At 55.2% G+C, this 20,519-nt stretch carries 18 protein-coding genes; 14 read left to right on the forward strand and 4 right to left on the reverse strand.

The window, feature by feature from the left end; translation table 11 throughout:
- Nucleotides 1-26 precede the first annotated feature (26 nt).
- From FRD01_RS00505 to FRD01_RS00545, 9 genes are all read left to right on the forward strand, one after another.
- Complete coding sequence (locus tag FRD01_RS00505) at nt 27-1,274, forward strand: cytochrome-c peroxidase (RefSeq protein ID WP_146956626.1); 1,248 nt, start codon at nt 27-29, stop codon at nt 1,272-1,274.
- Between the two features lie 76 nt (nt 1,275-1,350).
- Nucleotides 1,351-2,721 carry an ATP-dependent RNA helicase DbpA gene (gene dbpA / locus FRD01_RS00510; protein WP_146956627.1) on the forward strand — a complete coding sequence of 457 codons (1,371 nt, stop codon included), beginning with the start codon at nt 1,351-1,353 and terminating at the stop codon, nt 2,719-2,721.
- Between the two features lie 79 nt (nt 2,722-2,800).
- The gene (locus FRD01_RS00515; RefSeq protein WP_146956629.1) at nt 2,801-3,385 is read left to right on the forward strand and encodes a hypothetical protein; all 585 of its coding nucleotides are present in this window, start codon (nt 2,801-2,803) and stop codon (nt 3,383-3,385) included.
- Between the two features lie 52 nt (nt 3,386-3,437).
- The gene (locus FRD01_RS00520; RefSeq protein ID WP_146956631.1) at nt 3,438-3,866 is read left to right on the forward strand and encodes a BlaI/MecI/CopY family transcriptional regulator; all 429 of its coding nucleotides are present in this window, start codon (nt 3,438-3,440) and stop codon (nt 3,864-3,866) included.
- A 2-nt stretch (nt 3,867-3,868) separates the two neighbouring features.
- Nucleotides 3,869-4,795 (forward strand): M56 family metallopeptidase, encoded by a 927-nt coding sequence (locus FRD01_RS00525; protein WP_146956633.1) that lies wholly within the window; start codon nt 3,869-3,871, stop codon nt 4,793-4,795.
- Between the two features lie 7 nt (nt 4,796-4,802).
- On the forward strand, nt 4,803-6,026 hold the full coding sequence (locus tag FRD01_RS00530; protein WP_249755887.1) for a TolC family protein: 1,224 nt from the start codon (nt 4,803-4,805) through the stop codon (nt 6,024-6,026).
- The gene (locus FRD01_RS00535) at nt 6,023-7,588 is read left to right on the forward strand and encodes an efflux RND transporter periplasmic adaptor subunit (protein WP_249755888.1); all 1,566 of its coding nucleotides are present in this window, start codon (nt 6,023-6,025) and stop codon (nt 7,586-7,588) included. Before FRD01_RS00530 ends, FRD01_RS00535 begins: the two co-directional genes overlap by 4 nt.
- 9 nt (nt 7,589-7,597) lie before the next feature.
- Nucleotides 7,598-10,708, forward strand: coding sequence for an efflux RND transporter permease subunit (locus FRD01_RS00540; protein ID WP_146956639.1), 3,111 nt, complete (start codon nt 7,598-7,600; stop codon nt 10,706-10,708).
- Nucleotides 10,680-11,870: an MFS transporter gene (locus FRD01_RS00545; protein ID WP_146956641.1), complete on the forward strand. Its 1,191-nt coding sequence runs from the start codon at nt 10,680-10,682 to the stop codon at nt 11,868-11,870. Before FRD01_RS00540 ends, FRD01_RS00545 begins: the two co-directional genes overlap by 29 nt.
- Before the next feature lie 13 nt (nt 11,871-11,883).
- Here the strand turns inward: FRD01_RS00545 and nei are convergent, their stop codons facing one another.
- Nucleotides 11,884-12,570, reverse strand: a complete 687-nt coding sequence (gene nei, locus FRD01_RS00550; RefSeq protein ID WP_249755889.1) for an endonuclease VIII — start codon at nt 12,568-12,570, stop codon at nt 11,884-11,886.
- Between the two features lie 60 nt (nt 12,571-12,630).
- Between nei and FRD01_RS00555 the strand changes: the two genes are divergently transcribed.
- From FRD01_RS00555 to hflX, 3 genes are all read left to right on the forward strand, one after another.
- Nucleotides 12,631-13,527: a hypothetical protein gene (locus tag FRD01_RS00555; protein WP_146956645.1), complete on the forward strand. Its 897-nt coding sequence runs from the start codon at nt 12,631-12,633 to the stop codon at nt 13,525-13,527.
- 43 nt (nt 13,528-13,570) lie between these two features.
- Nucleotides 13,571-15,097 (forward strand): pectate lyase family protein, encoded by a 1,527-nt coding sequence (locus FRD01_RS00560; protein WP_146956647.1) that lies wholly within the window; start codon nt 13,571-13,573, stop codon nt 15,095-15,097.
- A gap of 78 nt (nt 15,098-15,175) precedes the next feature.
- The gene (gene hflX, locus FRD01_RS00565) at nt 15,176-16,486 is read left to right on the forward strand and encodes a GTPase HflX (RefSeq protein ID WP_146956649.1); all 1,311 of its coding nucleotides are present in this window, start codon (nt 15,176-15,178) and stop codon (nt 16,484-16,486) included.
- Nucleotide 16,487: 1 nt separating this feature from the next.
- On the opposite strand, the gene FRD01_RS00570 is transcribed toward hflX, so the two are convergent.
- From FRD01_RS00570 to FRD01_RS00575, 3 genes are read right to left on the reverse strand one after another with little or no spacing between them, the layout of a single operon-like run.
- Entirely contained in the window at nt 16,488-17,189 is a 702-nt protein-coding gene (locus tag FRD01_RS00570; protein ID WP_249755890.1) for an HAD family hydrolase, read from the reverse strand.
- Nucleotides 17,186-17,533, reverse strand: coding sequence for a hypothetical protein (locus FRD01_RS24080; RefSeq protein ID WP_249755891.1), 348 nt, complete (start codon nt 17,531-17,533; stop codon nt 17,186-17,188). The genes FRD01_RS00570 and FRD01_RS24080 overlap by 4 nt, the downstream gene beginning before the upstream one ends.
- Nucleotides 17,530-19,011, reverse strand: a complete 1,482-nt coding sequence (locus tag FRD01_RS00575; RefSeq protein ID WP_146956653.1) for a phytoene desaturase family protein — start codon at nt 19,009-19,011, stop codon at nt 17,530-17,532. The genes FRD01_RS24080 and FRD01_RS00575 overlap by 4 nt, the downstream gene beginning before the upstream one ends.
- A gap of 190 nt (nt 19,012-19,201) precedes the next feature.
- Between FRD01_RS00575 and FRD01_RS00580 the strand changes: the two genes are divergently transcribed.
- Nucleotides 19,202-19,603, forward strand: coding sequence for a DoxX family protein (locus FRD01_RS00580; RefSeq protein WP_146956655.1), 402 nt, complete (start codon nt 19,202-19,204; stop codon nt 19,601-19,603).
- A 76-nt stretch (nt 19,604-19,679) separates the two neighbouring features.
- Complete coding sequence (locus FRD01_RS00585) at nt 19,680-20,513, forward strand: enoyl-CoA hydratase/isomerase family protein (protein WP_146956657.1); 834 nt, start codon at nt 19,680-19,682, stop codon at nt 20,511-20,513.
- Nucleotides 20,514-20,519 lie beyond the last annotated feature (6 nt).

Here is a 20,519-nt window from a genome sequence, read left to right on the forward strand (position 1 = left end):
CCATCTCTCTTGCGAGGAGCGCAGCCATGTCACCGATTCAAACCCCCTTCAAACTTTGTGTGTTTTCTCTCTGGTTCGTGGCGCTCTCGGTAGGGTGCTCTGGGGCTGGTGGGGCTCTACCTCTTTCTGATTCGTCAGAAGGAGAAGATGTGATGGATATCGAAGTGGACGAAAAACCTCCAAAGCAGACTTCACCTGATTCAGATAACACATCCACGATTTTCCTACCTGAGGAACTCTACAACTATGCACTCATCGATACGCCTTCCCATTTTAACTACGAGTCAGAGCGTTTTCATCAGCAGCAGCCCCTTTCGACCGCAGATAACACTCCGGCGAACAATCCGGTCACCAACGAGGGGGCAACGCTAGGTCGTGTGCTCTTCTACGATAAGAATCTGAGTGCAAATCGTACCGTGGCTTGTGCGTCATGCCATCGGCCAGAGCTAGGTTTCTCCGACAATCGTGTGCTGAGCGTGGGGTTCGATGGGGGGCTAACGGGCAGGCATTCCATGGGCTTGACCAATGCTCGATATTACGAGGCGGGTCAGTTCTTTTGGGACCAGCGGGCGTCTACACTTGAGGAGCAGGTTCTGATGCCATTCCAAGATCAAGTCGAAATGGGTATGACCTTGGAGACTCTGGTAGCTCGGGTCGAGGGCGGCCCTTACTATTCGCCGCTCTTCGAGGCCGCGTTTGGAGATTCTTCGGTCAGCGCGGATCGAATTTCGAAGGCTCTCGCTCAGTTCATTCGAAGTATTGTGAGCACAAAGAGTCGCTACGACGTGGGACGCGCTCAAGTTAGCGCGAGGTCCGAGGACTTTCCAAACTTCACAGCTGAAGAAAACCTCGGAAAGTTCCTTTTCTCGACCCCACCAGGCCGTGGGGGTTTCGCATGCTTTACGTGTCATCAAGGCGAAGGGATGATTCCTGTTGAAGCCACGACCAACGGCCTTGATGCCGAGATAACTGACCGTGGATACGGCGCCGTGACCGGCCTTGCGACTGACGAAGGAACGTTTAAAGCTCCATCACTTCGTAATGTGGAACTGACGGCACCCTACATGCACGACGGGCGCTTTGCGACGCTTGAGGATGTCATCGAACACTATTCAAATGGCGTTCAGCCTGCTCAGAATCTCAATGGTCCGCTGGCTGCGTTCGAGTTCAACATGACATCGGCTGAAAAATCGGCGTTAGTGGCGTTTCTCAAGACTCTGACTGACCGAGAGCTCGTCGAGGACCCAAAATTCAGCGACCCATTCGTCGACTAGAAGCACAATTTGAAGATTTGGGTTGGAAACTCTGGGAATACAGGTCAGAAGACACGTTGTATGCCCCGGAGAGAGTATGTCGGATAAATCCTTTGCTAATTTGAACCTCGAAGCGACGTGGTTGGAGAACCTCGACCAACTTGGTTATCTTCAGATGACGCCTATTCAGGCGGACGCGCTGCCCCATATGTTGGAAGGCAAAGACGTGATTGGCCAGGCCAGCACAGGGACCGGGAAAACGGCTGCGTTCGGTCTTGCGTTGCTCTCAAAGATTGAGCCCGCGGGGCAAGTGCCGGGAGCGTTGGTTTTGTGTCCTACGCGCGAATTGGCAACGCAGGTCGCCGAAGAGATTCGGCGCCTCGCAAGGCCCATACCTAATACGAATGTCGTGGTGCTGACCGGGGGTACTTCGGTAAGTCGGCAGCGTACTTCCCTTGCTCATGGTGCGGACGTGGTGGTGGGAACGCCGGGACGTGTCTTAGACCATCTTCGCAGAAAATCACTGGACGTCTCCAAGGTCAGAACCCTCGTGCTCGATGAAGCAGACCGCATGTTGGATATGGGCTTTTTGGAGGATGTGCAGACGGTCGCTGAGTTGGTGGCGCCGGAGCGCCAAACCCACCTATTCTCAGCAACAATGTCTGAGGATGTGGAGCGCCTTAGTCAGACTTTTCAACGGGATCCAGTATGGGTTGAGGCGGATTCTGAGACGCCGGACATCACCCAAATTCTCTACGATTTGCAGGGAATTGATAGGTTTGATGCCCTAGAGCGCGTGCTGAGCTACCACAGCCTTGAATCTGCCGTGATCTTTTGCAACGAGCGAGACACCGTGGACGCGTGCCGTGCTGTCTTGAAACACGCCGGCTATTCGGTGGAGGGGCTGCACGGTGGAATGGAGCAGCGCGACCGTGAGGCCGTGTTGCGGCTCTTCTCGAACCAGAGCGTGCGTTTCCTCGTGGCCACGAACGTCGCAGCGCGTGGGATCGATATCCAAGAGCTCGGTGCTGTGATCAACTTCGAGATGCCTCGAGATATCACGGAGTTTGTGCACCGAGTCGGCAGAACAGGCAGGGCAGGGGAATCCGGCCTTGCGATTAGCCTTCTTGGGCGAAGCGATGCTCGAAAGGTCGAAGCTCTACCTGAGCTTCTCGGTGGAATTGAGCCTCGAATGGCTTCCAAACTCCCTTCCGCGAGCACAAGTCCAGAACCCGCCAAAATGCGCACGCTGATGCTCTTCGCTGGCAAGCGTGACAAACTGCGCCCAGGCGATGTTGTGGGTGCGTTCACTGGCGAGTTCGGGCTGGACGTGGACGCCCTTGGGAAGATCACGATCGAAGAGCGAGCGAGCTACGTAGCGGTCGCTAGTGAGGTGGCCGAAGCCGCCCTCGTCAAACTTCGGAAAGGGAAGATCAAGGGCAAGAACATCAAGGGACAGTTGGTGTGATCTTCTAAGTTCTGTTTGCTTTCGAGGTCTCTCTGTGTGAAGGAGCATGCGGCTTTTCTGCCCACCACAAGGACATCTCATGTCACATCCCTTGCCAAAATTTGGTTTCGATACTTTTGACGACTTAGATAACTGGGCGCTGATCGTCTCAGGCCGTTTCCTCGACGAGCCACCCACTCAGGATCATGTCTATCGGATGGAAGCTTTCGTCCGAGAATGGGCAGAAAAAACTCAGCTCCCTCTGGCGTTCGTTCATCTTGGTACCACCATCAACTGGACTGAGTTCGACGATCACGACGAAGACTACGAGTACGCTCCGGCACTCGTTGGGCTCGTGCAGGCGTACACAGCAGGGGCGTCCCCAGTCATGGTTGAGAGGGCAAATATTTCGAGCGACGCTCACGCCCAGATTCCAAGCGAGTTTTGGAAAGCATTCGCGACCGAGTTTGAATTGGTCCCGCGCGATGAGGCGCTCTATTTGGCGGCTTCCGGGTGGACGGTCGCTGGACTCTATGCGCCTGAGGCAAAGCCCGACCCGTCGGGGGACTATTTTCAAGATTATGCCAAGCCCCTGATCACTGCATGTACAGACGGTGTCGGGTCAAAAGTCCTCGAGCTCGAAGAGCTTCCAAAGACCTTTTGGCTCCACGCTACCTACGCGTGAACCCACGTTTTTCTTGGCGGGCGGTAAAACTCCGATTGACTCTCGGAGATTCATGGCTATTCTCGAGCAGTGTGATGGAGGACCTATGCTCAGAGTGCCAGAACTAGCCCTTGGAGACCTTGAACGCGATGTGCTTGATGCGCTTTGGAAAAATGGCGAGCTCTCGCCAGTTTCGGTGCATCAGCTGGTGGGAGAACCGAGAAATGTTTCGGTCAACACCGTGGCCTCCGCTCTAAAAAGGCTGCACCAAAAAGGGCTCTTGCACCGCGAAAAAGTCAGTCATTCCTACGTCTATAGCCCGGCCATATCTCGGGCTGACCTCCAAAAGCTTTTGATCGGGGAAATCGCCAACCAGTTTGATGATCAGTATAGCTCAAGCTTCTTCGCGGCCTTCTTGGACTTAGCAGAAGAGCAGGGCGAAGATTCGTTGAGAATGCTCGAAGAGATGATCGCTCAGAGATTGGAAGGGGGCGAGGAGTGAGCGTGTTCCTGAAAGCGCTTTTGATTGCCATTGCGGTTGTGGCTCCGATGGTCTGGCTACTGGTTGTGCGTTTTGTGCCGAGAAACTGGGAGTCGCGAAGGGCTGACGCATTGGTGTTGCGGCTATGGCTCTACGCCCCGATCTGGGTGTCCCTCTTGGTGGTTGTTTCAGCCATGTCGCCTGCCATCGTGACTGGCCTTGTGTTCGGCGCAGAATATTGTTCGATGAACGCGCACCATCACCATCTTTGTGTTTGGCACGCCCCGTCGCATTCTCACAGATCTACGGCGTTGTTGATTCCGCTTCTGGTCGCTCTCCCGAGCCTCGTGTTGGTGAGCGCAACGGGAAGGCGGATTTGGAGAGAGCGACGCCTGGTGCGAACACTGCTTCAGACTAGCAGGCCTCACGAATCTGACGCTTCGATTCGGGTTTTGGACCAGGTCGAGCCTATCGCACTGACCGTGGGTTGGACGGAGCCGAAGATTCTGGTGAGTTCGGGATTGATTCAGGGCCTTGGCCCGGAGTCGTTCAACGCCATTCTGGCTCATGAGCGTGCACACGCGCGCCGGCGCGATGCGCTCTTGGCCGCCCTTGACCGTTTTGCGGCTTCGATTTTACCGGAGAAGACATCGCGTCCGCTCTTAAAGCGATTGCACCTTCTTCGCGAACTCGCATGCGATTCGGAGGCAGCTCGGGATGCCCATCCCGTTCACGTAGCGAAGGCATTGACCGAAGTCGCGCGGATGCGAGGTTTGGAACTCCAGACGCTCGGCACCATTGGTCCGAGGGTAAGAAGTCTTCTCGATGGTCCCGAAGAAGGTCATTCACATGCGGTGCCTGTGGCCTTGGCGCTGCCTTGTTTTGCCATCTTGGGCGCTTGGCCGGTGCACAACGCTATTGAGCTCTTGCTCTCGATTTTGCTTCATTGAGTTAGCTATGTTTCTTGCGATCTTCAGTATGCCTATACTTAAAAGTCCGATGGTTGCTCGCATTTTTTGCGTCTTCTTGATGGTTGTTCCTTCGAGTCTCTTCGCCGAGTCATGGGATGAGGAGACATTCGTCACTTTGGCGAAGGAGCTCAATTCCAAAGAGAGATTAGCAGCGGAGCTTGACTTAGAACGCGCCGAGGTAAGTGAGCGGACAGCCTATGAGTTGCCGAGTTTGAGTCTTGAATACGAGCCTCTTTGGGGACCCGAGCTGCGTCGTGATGAGATCGTTGTTGGGATATCTCAGAGCGTCGATCTAAGTGGTTGGCGAGGTGCGTTGCGAGAAGCGTCGTCGTTAAGAGAGCAGAAGGCCAAGGCTCGAGCGGCATTGTTGGAGTCAGAGATTGAGGCTGCGGTTCGCCACGCGTTCTGGCGAGTGCGATTCTTGGAAGAGAAGACCCAGCTCATAAAGGGGGTTGAGGCGCGCCTCAAAGATACCCTCGGGATGATTAAGGCCCGCGCAAATGCGGGGGACGCAGCTGGTTTGGATGTTGTGCGGGTTCATCGGCAGATTGCGCTCGTCGCAGCCGAGCAGGCCCGCGCCACGATTGAGCTCGAAGAGGCGTGGGGTGATTTAACGGCGTGGACCGGTGTTCAAGAGCGTCAATCTACTCAAGGCAACTTGCTTCCGGACGCGACGTTGGAAACGACCGCTGAGCATCCATCCGAGCAAATTCTACGTATCGAAGAGCAGGCGCTTGAACTCGAGGCTTCGGGGTGGGGAAGTCCTGGCTTTCGAAACTGGGAAATTGGCGCGGGATATCGCTTTGAGCGCGAAGCCGAGGCGGCTCACGGCGTTTTGGTTTCGCTCACCATCCCGCTTGCGCTCTGGAATATTGATGCTCCTCTCAAGGAGTCTCTTGAGGCGAAAGCCACTTTGGTTCAAGTGGAGGCCGACGAGTTGGGACGAAGGCTCATGGCGGCACGGGATTCGGCTTCGCGGCGGCTTCAAGTCACGCGTGACGCGCTCGCGGCGATGCCCCCCGCCACAGAGGACGTGTTGCTAAGTGATGGTGTCCGAAAGGCTTACGGAGCCGATGAGGCGAACCTCTTTGACGTCATAGAGGCCATGAGAAGTGAGCTCGAGCTTGGACTCACCCGTATCGAGCTCGAATGGGAGGCCCGTCGGGCCTTTGTCGATCTGCAATTTCTGAACACGGCGGTCGTGAAATGAGAGTAATCGTATTGATATCGCTGCTTTTGACCATCATGGGTTGCCATGACCATGCGCACGATGACCATGCGCACGATGACCATGCCGAAGAGGCTGGCCACGGTCATGGCCACGATGAAGAAGGTATGTCCCATCAGGTCACCCGTTGGGGGGCCAAAACTCAGCTCTTTGTCGAGTTTCCGGTGCTTGTGAAGGGAGAAGAGAGTGCCTTTGCAGTCCATTTGACGGGCCTTGATGACCATCAACCTGTCGCGCAAGGAAAGGTCACTGTCATCTTGACCGCCGGGGACGCCACTCCCGAGCAGTTTGTTGTGGAAAAGGCTTCAGTTCCGGGGATTTTCCGCCCGCTCGTGACACCCAAAGCAGCTGGAAAGCGCCAAGTTGTGGTGCGCCTAGAGACTGAAGAAGGGCCTCAGGCCTTTGACCTCGGATACTTTCAAGTTTGGGAGTCAGAGGCTTTGGCGAAGAAGAACTTCCATGAACACCCACCAGAAGGAATCTCCTTTACGCTCGAAAACCAGTGGAAGATGGATTTCTCAACGAGTGCCGTGACCAACCGTGAGCTTCGCCCGTCCCTCGAAGCTTTTGCGCGGCTCACCCTTCCTTCTGACGCCGAGGCCCTCATTACGGCGCCTCGGAGCGGGCGGGTTGGAGCTCCGGGCGATTATCCGATGGTGGGTAAGTCGGTCGAGTTGGGAGAACAGCTCTTTGTCTTGAGCGTTGGGCCACAAGAGGACGCGGACTTTGCTGGGCTCGAATTTGCTCTGGAAGCCGCCCGAATTCGTGTCTCGTCCGCAGATAGGGAAGTCAAGCGTCTGGGCCCCCTCGTTGAGCAGGGAATCGTACCTCAGAAGCGACTTGATGATGCGATGAGTACGCTCGCTGAAGCCCGAGCCGCATTGCAGTCTGCACAGCGTCGGCAAGGCAATATTGGCGGCTCCCAACGTGTATCAGGGGGGCGCGACGGTCTTCGTATCCCGTCGCCGCTCAGTGGCCAGGTGGCCGAACTCTTTGTGGCTAGCGGTGAATGGGTTCAGGCCGGTCAACCCATCGCGCGCGTGGTGAACTCAAGGAGGCTGTGGCTGGATGCCGCGATACCGCAGGCGTATTTAAGCAAGGTCCGAAACATCCAAGGGGTTTGGTTTGAACTACCTGGATACACCGATGTTTTTGAACTGGATGCCTCCACGTTGATGTCTGTGGCGGCCGAGGTAGACATCAAAAGTCGAACGTTGCCGGCCAGATTTCGAGTCGATAATCCTGATGGTCGACTCTTTGCCGGTATGACCACCAATTCGAGAGTCGTTGTGGATAAGCCCCTGAAAACGCTAGCGGTGCCTCGCTCAGCTCTGGTCTTCGACGCCGGTATGGACGTGGTCTTTGTCCAGATAGCAGGGGAAGTGTTTGAGAGGCGCCCGGTCGTCAGAGGCATCGAAGACGGCGATTGGATAGCGATCACCCGCGGTCTGGAAGAGGGCGAACGTGTGGTAGCGGTTGGGGCCCACACGGTCAAGTTGGCAAGCATTTCCTCCGATGAAATCGGTCACGGCCACGCGCACTGAGGGTTATCCATGATCGACTCAATCATTAAATGGTCCCTTGAGAATCGTCTATTCGTCCTTGTCTTAGCTGCGGCGATGATGGTCTGGGGATTCTTGATTGCGCGAGAGATGCCTCTCGATGTTTTCCCCGACCTGTCTTCGCCAACGGTGACCGTGGTGACCGACGCACACGGTATGGCGCCGGAAGAAATGGAGAGACTAGTCACCTTTCCGATCGAAACTGGAATGAATGGCGCCACGGGTGTTCGCCGTGTGCGTTCTTCGACGTCGGTCGGCATCAGTGTGGTTTGGGTCGAATTCGACTGGGGCACAGACATCTTCCGGGCGCGCCAGACCGTCGCGGAGAAGCTGCAGCTCGTTCAAGCTTCGCTCCCGCCTGATATTGCGCCACCGGTACTTGCGCCAACATCGTCCATCATGGGTGAAATTCTCTTCATTGGGCTCAGCTCAGAGACTGTTTCGCCAGCTTCGGTTCGCACCTTCGCCGAATGGGAATTGCGCCGCCGCCTACTCGCCATTCCGGGCGTCTCACAGGTGGTTCCGATCGGTGGTGCCCTCCAACAAGTCCAAGTGATCATTAGGCCTGCGGACCTACAAGCTTACGATGTCTCACTCGATGAAGTCGTTGAGTCGGTGGCTGAGGCGAGTGATAATAGTTCGGCCGGATTCTACGAGGAAGGTGGGGAAGAGGTCTTGTTGTTGGGCCTGGGACGGGCAACGACGATCGAGGATCTAAAAAACTCGGTTGTGACAGCGCGTGAGGGCCTCCCTATTCGTTTGGGCGACCTCGCCCACGTGGAGGTAGCCGGAGGGCTAAAACGTGGCGATGCGGCCGTTTCAGGGCGTCCTGGAGTCATCATGGGGATTCAGAAGCAACCCGGCGTGAATACCCTTGAACTCACTCGACGCATTGAGGAGGTGCTCGACAGCGTCGAGGCTGATTTGGAAGAAGGCGTCAAACTCGACCGCGCCCTCTTGCGGCAGGCCGACTTCATCGAAAATGCGGTCAATAATGTCACCGAAGCCCTGCGAGATGGTGCTCTCCTCGTAATCCTGATCATCGGCTTCTTCCTCATGAGCGGCCGTGCAACCATCATCACCGCACTTGCGATTCCGCTCTCCCTTTTGGCTACTGTCTTGGTTCTCTCGGCCATGGGTGCAGGAATCAACACGATGACTCTTGGCGGCATGGCGATCGCAGTCGGGGCGCTCGTAGACGACGCCATCATCGATGTTGAAAACATCGTGCGACGTCTGCGTCAAAGGGCTGCGGGAGAGCTTTTTACCGAAGTTTCGATCCCTGAGCTCGTGTTCCTCGCGAGCAAGGAGATTCGAGGATCGATCGTCTTTGCGACTCTCATCATTATGCTCGTATTCACGCCGATTTTCTTCCTCGAGGGTGTGGAGGGAAGGCTCCTCGAGCCACTCGGTGTGGCATATATCGTCTCTTTGGGAGCATCGCTCGTGGTGGCCCTCACGGTCACGCCAGTCCTAAGTTTGTTGCTTCTGCCAAATAGTAAGGCTGTTCGAGAGGGGCTGGAGCCCAAGGGGGTCAAGTGGTTGAGGGGCCGCTACGAATCTATGTTGCAAAAGACGGTGGGTTCATGGAAGACGCTTGCCTCAATCGCTCTCATTGCCGTTCTACTCGCTGGGGCCGCCGCGTTGGTGGCGGGGCGATCGTTCTTACCGGAGTTCAACGAAGGCGCACTGACCATCTCCGTGGTGAGTCCTCCCGGAACCTCACTCACTCGTTCCAACGAGATTGCCGGCCGCGTTGAACGCATTCTTCTCTCTCATGAAGAAGTCGTCTCAACCGCGAGACGTACGGGTAGGGCAGAGCTTGACGAGCACGCAATGGGGACCAATGCCTCGGAAATTGATGTGCGTTTGCAGATGAACGAACGATCCGAAGCTGCACTTTTGGCGGCGTTGCGCGAAGAGTTTAAGCAGATTCCCGGCACAAATATCGTGATTGGGCAGCCAATATCGCACCGGATTGACCACATGCTTTCCGGAACACGAGCGAATATCGCCGTGAAGATCTTTGGGCCTGACCTCAACGAGCTGAAGCAACTGGCTGGCCTCGCTGAAGCGGAAATGATGTCCGTACCGGGGCTTGTCGATCTTGCTATCGAAGAGCAGAGCCATCTGCCGGTACTCTCAATGAAGTTGGATCGAGATGCCGTAGCGATGCATGGGCTCAAGGTGCACGATGTCACTGAAGCACTGGAGACCGCGTTCTATGGGCGAACTGTGTCACAGCTACTTATGGGGCCGTATTCTCTAGATCTCGTTGTGCGTTACCCGGATTCAGCTCGCGAGACCCAAGCTAAGATTCGGTCAACACGTATCAAGGCTCCAGACGGTTCTTGGGTACCGTTAGAAGCACTCACCACAGTTTCGAGGGACGGTACTCCAAATCAGATTAGTCGTGAGAACGGACAGCGAAAAATCGTGGTGATGGCTAACGTTGCGAGCGGTTCAGACCTTGGGACAGCAGTCGATCAGATTGCCGAACGCCTAGGTAAGATGACGCTTCCGAGCGGCTATCATATTGAGTACGGGGGGCAGTTTGAGGCCGCCGAAAAGGCTGCGAATGCGCTCTTTTGGCTGAGTCTGCTGGTCATTCTGGGCATCTTTCTGCTGCTTTTTGTGGCCTTGGGTTCAGGCCGAGACGCGAGCCTCGTCATGTTGAACCTACCCCTTGCCTTGATTGGTGGGGTGGGCGGCGTTTGGGTGGGGGGTGGTGTGATATCCATCGCCTCAATCATCGGGTTTATTACGCTCTTTGGGGTGGCCACACGAAACGGCATCATGATGGTCACGCACATCAAACACCTGCAGCGAGAAGAAGGTGTGGTGAGTCCAAGAGATGCCGTGATTCAAGGAGCATCTGAGCGCCTATCGCCAATCCTGATGACGGCACTCGCCTCGGGCTTTGGACTTCTCCCGTTAGCGTTGGCGTTGGGCGAGCCTGGAAGTGAGATCCAGGCCCCGATGGCACTTGTGATTCTCTTCGGTCTCTTTTCATCCACTTTGTTGAACATGGTTGTTGTGCCGGCCATGGTCCTTCGCTTTGGCTCGATCACCCATGAATCAAGTGAGCAACGCGCGGCGTAATCTTGCGCTTTATCCGTGGTACGTGGGGGCAGTCTCATTCTTCGCATGGATGCCGGTTTTCTTCCTTTTCTTTCTCTCCAAAGTCGCGTTTGACGAAGTGCTTCTCCTCGGCTCCGTTTACTATCTGGGCGTGGTGTTTTTTGAGGTGCCAAGCGGGTACTTTTCGGATCGGTTTGGACGTCGAAGAACGCTTGTCTACGCCGCATCATCTCTTGCTTTGGCATACGCAGTTTTCGTGTTGGCGTCGACCTTTTGGCAGTTTGTGATTGCCCAACTTTTGCTCGCCTTGGGATTGGCGCTAAATTCAGGAACTGATACGTCTTTTCACCTCGCAAATCTCAAGGCACTCGATTTGGTCAAAGAGTATTCGTCGCGAGAAGCGCGAATCTCAAGCGTGACTTTCGCCTCAACGGCTCTCGCTGCTCTTTGTGGAGGAGGTTTGGCGAGCGTTGAATTGGTGTACCCTTACGTGCTTTCAGGGGCGGCTGGTTGTCTGGCGCTCGCAGTGACGCTTGCGTTTAAGCCCGTTCTGGAAACCGATGAACCGAGCTCAATGAACATCAAGGAGTCTGTGAGGCTATCGTTGGCCGAAACTCGCAACGCACCACTGGGTTGGCTTTTTTTCGCCTTCGTTGTCGCGACCATTGTGAATCATATCCCCTACGAGTTCTATCAAGCCTATCTCAGCGAACTAGAACCGAGCCACTTTGCGGATGGGATGACTCCGTTGATGGCCGGTGTTCACATGGCACTTGTTATGCTGGTCGCTGTGCCATTTGCACGTCTGAGCGGTAGTCTTGCAGAGCGTTTGGGGCTGAAGAAGGTCATTCTAGTCTCGATTGCGGCTCAGCTTCTTTTGGTGGGTCTGATGGCCTTCTTAGAGAACTGGCTGGTGGTCTTCTTTCTCTTGTTGCGTTCTGTTCCGAGGGCCCTCCAAGATGCCCCGTTAAGGGCCGCTGTAGCGCCCCGTCTTTCTAGTGAGATTCGGGTTACTTATCTTTCACTACAAAGTCTGGCGGGGCGTCTGGGCTTTGCAGCACTCCTGGCTGTCTTCTCTCTTCCTTATTTCGAAGGGTTGGCGCAAGTGCTAGAGGCCGCACTCTTTTGCGGTATCGTACTTCTGGCAATCCTTGCGACCAGGGCTTCAAAGGTGTCGGTCTAACCCCGTTGTTTATTTATCTCTGGCAGCTTGGGCATAGGTAGACTCGGCGGCTTGCGTGGTCCTCTCGGATGATGGCCTCATCACAGGTTGGACACGGCTTGGATTCGTGTCCAAAGACAAAGTGACGGTAATCTCGTCGGCGAATTCCATTCGCTTTCATCTTCGCTACCCGGTCGGGTTCATTGGTTACGCCCCCCGTTTCATAGGCACGCTGCATTAGGAGATAGGTGCCTTGTGCCAGGAGTTCCAGGCGTGTCTGTTCGAGTTCGGCGAGTTTTGCCTTTGGATGTACCCCTGCGTACCAGAGTATCTCGCTCCTCAAGTAGTTTCCGATGCCGCCCACGAATCCCTGGTCAAGAAGCAGGGTCCCAAGTTGGCGTCGAGAAAACTTTGGGTCCTTAAAGCGCTGAAGAATTTCGGCTTCAGACACTTCTTCAAGAAGAGGATCCGGGCCGAGCTTTTGCAGATAGGGGTGCGTGTTTACGTCTTCTTGTGCAAGGATTTCAATATCCGATGCACTGTATAGAAACGCAGAATGCTTGGCGTTGTGAACGGCAAACCGCAATGACCGATTAGTTTCTGGAACACCCCCGCGTCTTCGGGTTATCCAGCGTCCATACAGTTGGTTGTGGGAGTATACCGTCGTTCCGTCTTCAAAGCACGTGAGAATGGCTTTGCCTCGGGATTGAACGGAGACCACCGCTACTTGCGCGCGCTGGCCGTGCGCGAATAAGATGTGTCAACTCAACCTCGGAACATAATGCAGTACTTGAAATTCGCCGCGGTCGGTCTGATGCCCCTCGGAATCCTTTTGACCACGGCTTGCTCCCATATGAGCTACTCGCGTGCATTGGAAACCGAGGCCATCACTCCCAACAATAATTCCAATACACTTACCGAAGGCTACGATCTTGAGCATCAGACCAACGAGATTGCCTTGCTCGATCGCTCAGGAATTGTCTGTGGCTCTTTGATGACCACCACGGAAGCCTTAGGAAACGCCACTTCGGCGAGGAACAAAGCCATTGAAGAAGGAAAAACCACGTATGAGTATGAGTACCGTCAGCACAGTCCTGCCGAATATTCGGGACTCGATTGCGGGATGTATTACCGATGGGGAGGCGGGACAGACAATCGCCTAAACATCTCCGACGCCAACCCGATTCGGGAATATGCGATCGATAGTGAGGTGGGCGAGGGTGGCCTGCATATCGGATTCACCGACTTTATGTTCGACCAAGCTTGGCTGCGATATGGGTTTCTGTTTCGCCTCGGAATGGGGCGCTACACTTTCCTCCATGAGTATCCGAACACCGGGTTTCCCGAGACACTTTTGGACAACGACGATAGCGAGTGGTTCTTCCGAATGCCTTTTGTTTACACGCAAAAGGTCTACCCCTGGTTTCTCTTTGGTTTCGGTGTGGAGGGTTTCCTTGGAATCGACCCCGTGATGCTGAGTTTTGCTGGAAAGTGGTCAGAGACACACAAATACTTAGATTATGGTGGCCGAGCGGGCTACGCCTACGCCTTCGAATACGGAGCGATTGGGGCATGGATTGGATATGAGAGAAGGAATATTGCCTGGGGCGACTACATCTCTCAGGGAGATATCTGGAAGGGGACGATTAGTTTAGACATCAACTACGAGGCTCTTTAGGCTGCCCACTTAGCCCTGCTTACGACTTCCCTGCGGAGATATGATGAGATTGCGAAACTTGGTTATGGCTTTACTCGCGGGTTCGTTGACTTGGGGATGTGAAGGGACAACGCAAATAGAAACTGGAGCCGATGCTACACCCGACTCTTCTTCATCTGACTTCGGTCCTTCAGTTGTCGACTTAGGCCAAGTGGAGGATCTTGACTGGGGGGGTGATGATCGACTGCCCGACGTAGGTGTCGATCTTGAAGATATGGGCACTGGCATTGAGCCAAGATGTAGAGATTTTGGTCCTCTTCGTGCGTTTCCGGGAGCGCTTGGGTTTGGAGCGGCTTCGGTAGGTGGGCGAGGAGGGCAGGTTCTGGTTGTGAGCAACTTGAATGATAGCGGCGCCGGCTCATTGCGTGAGGCTATCGAAGCCGAGGGGCCGCGAATTGTGGTGTTCGAGGTTGCCGGAACCATTGAGCTTCAGTCGACATTGAGCATTCAGAATCCCAACATCACGATCGCTGGCCAGAGCGCTCCAGGCGGTGGGATTGCCATAAGAACAGCTGAATCGGTGAGATCGCCCGCCATCACGACAAATGCCGACGATATCGTCATTCAACACATTCGGGTCAGGCCAGGGCCATCGACTCTGCTGTCGAACAGTGTGGATGCACTTACGGTGGCAGGGGGCGAAAGGCTGATATTTGCAAACATGTCGTTTAGCTGGGCGACAGACGAAAACGTAAATTTCTGGTACGACGCTAGAGACATTACAATACAAGATAGCATCATTTCCGAGGCTCTTTTTGACTCTACCCATGAGTATCAAGAGCCTCATTCCAAGGGGCTCATCGCTGGCCCGGACAACGCTAGGATGTCCATCCTAAGGAATCTTTTTGCGCACAACGATGACAGAAGTCCGCTCGTTCAATCTGCCCACCCCTTCGAGGTTGTGAATAATGTTGTTTACAACGGGTATCAGGTGGGAACTACTCTTGGAATGCCCGAGGGCGCTCGTGCAAACCTCGTGGGCAACGTCTATTTGCCTGGCCTGAACTACCGACCGTCCCGGTATCAAATCATCGTATCGAACCCACTGCCAGGCTCTTTGTTCGTGGATGACAACATTAGCCCGCGTTCGGATATCAATGACCCTTGGGCCGCTATCGGTTGGGGGGGAATTCACGGTGGAGATTATAATGGCTCGCCGTTGCCCCCCGAGGCGCGGTCTCTCACACCGTTCCCAATGAGTTCAGCCCCGATAGCTCCCGTAGCAGCGTCTGCTCTTCAAGACTCGCTTTTGCCTACTGTGGGCGCGTCCCTGCCGCTACGTGATTCGGTCGATACCCGGGTGGTGGCTGATGTCATCAACAAGACCGGTCAACTCATCGACCATCCGGACGAAGTAGGCGGTTGGCCAACTCTTGTAGCCGGCACTCCAACTACGGACTCCGACGCAGACGGCATGCCAGACGCCTGGGAAACCGCTCGAGGACTCGATCCAATGGATCCCTCGGATTCCGCCACGGATCGCGATTCAGATGGCTATACAAACATCGAAGAATTCTTGGCGTGTATCTGACTTTGACTTGGTACTCTCTTGTGTCTACCTTCCGCTGCCACAGGACGGCGTTCGTCCAAGCAGCACAAGGGAGGCCAGATGGCCCGCGAAACGGTAGAAGCATTCCAAGAAGGGGTCGCCTGGTTTGAAGGTGGTCGTGCGTTCCTGCTCATCATGGATGAGGAGGAACGTGTTGACGGCGAGCTAAGCCGACTTGCGGACACGCTTGGTATCGAAGTCGTGGGCGTGGAGCTGATTAAGCGGCCACGACGGACCGAGTCGTCTTTTCTAGGAGCCGGAAGGATTGAGGAACTCGTGGAACTCCTTCAGACCCGTCCACCACAACTGGAGGAAGATGAGGAAGAGCCGGAAAATGAGGTCAAGCCAATTGCGGACCTAGTTTTGGTTGACGCGCAACTTAGCCCCCGACAGCAAATCAATCTTGAGAATGACTTAAACATTCCGGTTTTGGACCGAACGGCAGTCATTCTTCAGATTTTCGAAAAACGCGCTCAGACCCGGGAATCACGACTCGAAGTTGAGCTTGCTCGACTCAGATACGACCTGCCGAGGTTACGCCAGCGAGGGACTGGCAATGACCGACGCGGTGGTGGTGGCCGGGGCGGTCGAGGGCACACAAACATTGAGCTCGAAAAGATGCGGATTCGCGACCGCGTGGCCCAGCTCACGCACGAGCTCGAAGACCTCCACAAACTGGATCAGACCAGGCGCGACCAGCGTACCGATGTCTCGGTGCTGGCATTGGTGGGCTATACGAATGCCGGCAAGTCCACCCTGATGAGAGCTCTGACTGGCGCCGATGTCCTGGCCGAAGACAAGTTGTTCGCGACGCTCGGAACCACGGTGAGGCAGATGCAGCCCGCCGTGACTCCCACCGTTTTGGTGAGTGATACAGTTGGCTTCATTCAGGATCTACCACACGAACTTGTGGCTTCCTTCAGAAGCACTCTCGATCAAGCTCGCGACGCGACTCTCCTTCTAGTGGTTGTAGATGCATCAGACCCCGCATGGCGCAACCAGATGAAGGTAGTCTATCAAACGCTGACCGAGACGATGGGCGAGCGCGAAGATGAAGTGCTGGTTCTAAACAAGATCGACGCGGTGGATGAGGAAACGCAGGATAGGCTTATTGAGGAGTTCCCCGAGGCCCTCCAGGTAAGTGCGATGGACCCGACTTCTGTAGCCCTGCTCAAGGAGAATCTGGTGCGCCTGCGGGACAGCCTTTTGAAACCTGCAAGCCTCTTTGTCCCCTATTCCAAGGGGGCAGTGGTAGGACAGATTCGCCATCAGGCTAGCGTGCTTAGCGAGACACACGACGAAATGGGGACAACCTTTAAGCTTAGAGCTCCGGCCGCGGACCTCGCCCGCTGGAAAGCAATGATTGGCTAAATCACTCGTTAGGGTTTGCGAGGCCCAAAAGAATGTGAAGTGCGTCGGGTTCTTCGAGGGTATGGAAGAACCATTCGGCACCGGCATGCTCAAACTCGGTGCGGGAAACTCCACCTGTACCTACTGCCATGCACGTGGCTCCAATGGCGTGCGCAGCACTCACATCGCGTAGGGTGTCGCCGATGACGATTACACGACAGGAGTCCAACGGGCGATTCAGGCGATGTGCCCCTCTTTTGGCTCCTGCAAGAAGGAGTTCGGCGCGATCCTCTGCGTCGCATCCAAAGCCACCGAACCCAAACCATCGGTTAAGGTCTGCTCGCTCAAGTTTGACTCGGGCGCCTTTTTCCACATTACCTGTTCCGATTCCTAGCGAGGCATTACGGCTTGCAAGTGCTTCGATAGCCGTGTGTACGCCAGGCAATACTGCGAATTCAGGCGAGTCAGCTAAAGTGATTTCGAGCCGCAACAGGTACTGGCTTAGAATGCCATCGATGGCATCTTCGGAGTCGACCAGCTGGGCCGCTTGAAGTCCAGCTCTGGCAATCGCACGGTCGGTGCGTCCACCAAAACTGTAGCCACCAAAAGCGTCGGCGACTCCGGTGAGTTCGTGAAAGGCTTCGATGAACGCTCTTCTACCAACCTCGCCGGTAGTGATGAGGGTACCGTCAATATCGAAAAGGAAGATGGTGTCAGTGTTCATTTGTTGCGCCGAGCCTGTACGAAAGAACGTATGTAGATTGCGAGGGTGCCGAATAGCGCAAGCTGCATGATGGAAACCCTGGTAAACGCTACGTAATCGCCGCGCCCGAAAGAGCCTTTCAGCGGCATAAAAAGTGCGAGTGCTAGAATCACCACAAGTACCACCGCGATATGAGCCACGATCTTGTTTTCCTTCTTTACGCCGATAGAACAAAGCGCAAGCATGACGCCCCAGCCCATCGGAAGGAGCGCTGTGGTTGATGGAGTGGCTGAACCAAAGTACCCCCATGCCGACATAGCGATGAGAATGACTGAGAGGATTATTGTTGCAATGTGCGGCTTCATGTTGTTCTCCAAAGATCGTCGATCAGCACCTTCGCGCTGAGTTCTCCTGACACAAGGCTGGGCGGCATGCCTGGTCCCGGTACGGTTAGCTGTCCAGCATAATAGAGGCCACGAACCTTGTTAGAGCGCAACGTCGGTTTAAGCGGCCCCGTCTGGCGCAGCGTATTGGCCATTCCATACGCGTTGCCTTTGAAAGCTCCGTAATCGGCTTCAAAGTCTCTCATTGCGTACGAACGTTTCACCAAAAGCCGCTCCCTAAGTGGTCGACCTGTATGTCTCTCAAGCCGGTCCATGACCATGTCGAAGAGTTTCTCGCGTTTCCCGTCGTCGTCACGAAGTCCTGCCGCCAGTGGGATTAGCAGGAAAAGGTTTGAGCACCCTTCTGGAGCGACGGTGGGGTCGGTCACCGAGGGGGCACACGCGTAGAAAAGAGGTGCCTCGGGCCACCTGGCCTGGTCATAAACAGCGTCCATATGGGTATCGAGGTCTTCGTCGAAGAAGAGCGTGTGATGAGGTAGCTCGCCCAAATCGCCCTCGACTCCGAGGTAGTAGAGAAGGCTTGACGGGCTCATCGTTCGGCTTTCCCAGTAGGTTTCATCATACTGGCGATGTTCCGGCGCCAGCAGCTTGGTCTCTACGAAGTGATAATCCGCGCTGGCGAGGACCGCATCCGCACGCTGGGTGCCTTCGTGTGTTTTGACGCCGACTGCCCGTCCATTCTCCACAATAATCTCTTCTACGGCTTCGCCGAGACGAAACTCTACGCCAAGCTCCTCGGCGACCTTCACCATTGCCTCGATGATTCGGTGCATGCCGCCCGGAGGGTACCAGGTTCCGAGCGCCATATCAGCATAACTCATCAAACTGTACATGGCCGACGTCTCGCGAGCCGAGGCCCCCAAAAAGAGTACAGGCCACTCAACAAGCCGCGCCAGACGCTCATTCTTAAAGAAGCCCCGTGCATAGCGATGCATGGAGCGAAGCATGCGCAGTTTGAAGAGCTCGCCGACCAAACGCGGGTCGACAAACTCGAAGAAGGATAGGGAAGGGCGAAAGAGGTAGTCTTCATACGCCGCCTCGTAAATGTACTTTGTCTGGCTGAGGAACTCGTCGAGTTTGCGGCCTGCGCCTGGCTCGTGCGCTTCGAAGAACGCGCGCAAGGCGTCAACGCCAGCCGGAACATCCGAGTGGTCGCCTTCAGGCCAAACCACACGGTAGCTCGGGTCAAGGCGCTTGAGTTCGTAGAGGTCCTTTACGTCGTAGCCGAAATGAGAGAAGTAGCGCTCGAAAAGGTCGGGCATCCAGTACCAGCTCGGCCCCATGTCAAAGCAGAATCCATCTTGGGACCATGTGCGCGCTCGGCCACCAGCCTGCTCGTGCATTTCAAACACGGTAACTTTGACGCCCGCGGCGGCGAGGTGAGAGGCGGCGGAGAGGCCCGAAAATCCTGCCCCTATGACGATTGCATTCTTGCTCATTAGACTTGCCTCCATACGAGTACATTCGGTTGGATGCACGCCTCGTTCTTCCGGTCCAAGAGTGATTGCTTTGCACCGAGGGCAATCCTAGTTGCATCAGCATTTGGAGTATCTCGGTGGTTCGTACAACGTCCGTCAGGCCTTTGATGACGTGGTGAATGTGTACGGCGCCGGTGGGTAGAGGTCCTTTATGGCATCTGTGCGAATTGAGCGAATGCGAATTGTTTTGAGAGCTCTTGTCGGCCTCGGATTCATCGGTATCGGCGTGATTCATTTTGTGTCCCCTGAACCGTTCTTGAAGATGATGCCTGGCGTTTTGCCGTGGCATCTGGGCCTAGTCTATCTTTCTGGCGCGGCCGAAATCCTGGGAGGTGTAGGGCTTTTGGTGCCAAAGACACGGCGAGTGGCGACCTGGGGGCTCTTGCTCCTGCTCCTCGCGGTTTTTCCCGCCAATATCAATATGGCAGTCAATGAAATCTACCTCGAAGGTATGCCACGCGAACCATGGTTACTTTGGGTGCGTCTGCCTTTCCAGCTTGTCTTCGCCGCCGTGGTGTATTGGGTCGGGTTCGCGAAACCTGAAGATTCCTGACTTCCGTTCAGATTACTCGGCTGTTAGATTCGCGCCCGCATTGAGCCCAAGCGCACCTTTTCACGAGCTAGAGATAATGACTGAAACGAATGACCTGATTTTGTGGGAAACAAAAGACCACGTGACGACCCTCACTTTGAACAATCCTCGAAAGCTGAATGGCTGGACGATGGATATGCTGGATGCCCTTGGGGCGGCGCTCAAGCGCGCTGCGAATGATGCCGACACCAAGGTTTTGATCCTGACCGGTGCGGACCCCTATTATTGTGCAGGCGTAAATCTTAGTGCGGTGATTTCGCCCGGCCATCCAGCTAAGCTACACGCGTTCATCGTCGAGCAAAACCAGGGCCTTTTCGAGATGTTCTTGAACTTTCCAAAGCCGATCATGGTGGCCGTAAACGGTCCTGCTATTGGTGCGAGCGTCACTTCAGCCACCCTTTGTGACGCGATAATCGCTAGTGAAAGCGCCACCTTCTCCACTCCGTTTGCGAAGCTTGGCGTGACTCCGGAAGGATGCTCAAGCGTGCTCCTTCCAAAGCTTGTGGGCGAGGATGCTGCACGGCGAATGCTCGGACCTGAGGGTTGGCAGCCAACGGGTTCTGAGGCCGCTGAGATAGGACTTGTGGACCAGGTTGTAGCGCACGAAAATCTGCTGGAAGAAGCGAGTGAGCTTGCGAAGCAATGGATTTGTGACGGGCGTAAACGCAGCTTTAAGGCGAGTATGAGTCTTGACGAATTGCGCAAGATCAATGCCCGGGAATCCCAGGAGCTCGCCGACGCTTTCTTAGGCCCTAAGTTTTTGCGGGGTCAGTATGAATTCCTCAAATCGAAAGGCAAAACTGGTCCAGCCCTGGTCTTTCGATCCATCCTTCTCTCTCGGCCGCTTTGGAAACGCCTCTTGCCGAAATGAGATCGA

The sequence above is a fragment of the Microvenator marinus genome (assembly GCF_007993755.1).
In the GTDB taxonomy this organism is placed as follows: Bacteria; Myxococcota_A; Bradymonadia; order Bradymonadales; family Bradymonadaceae; genus Allomicrovenator; species Allomicrovenator marinus.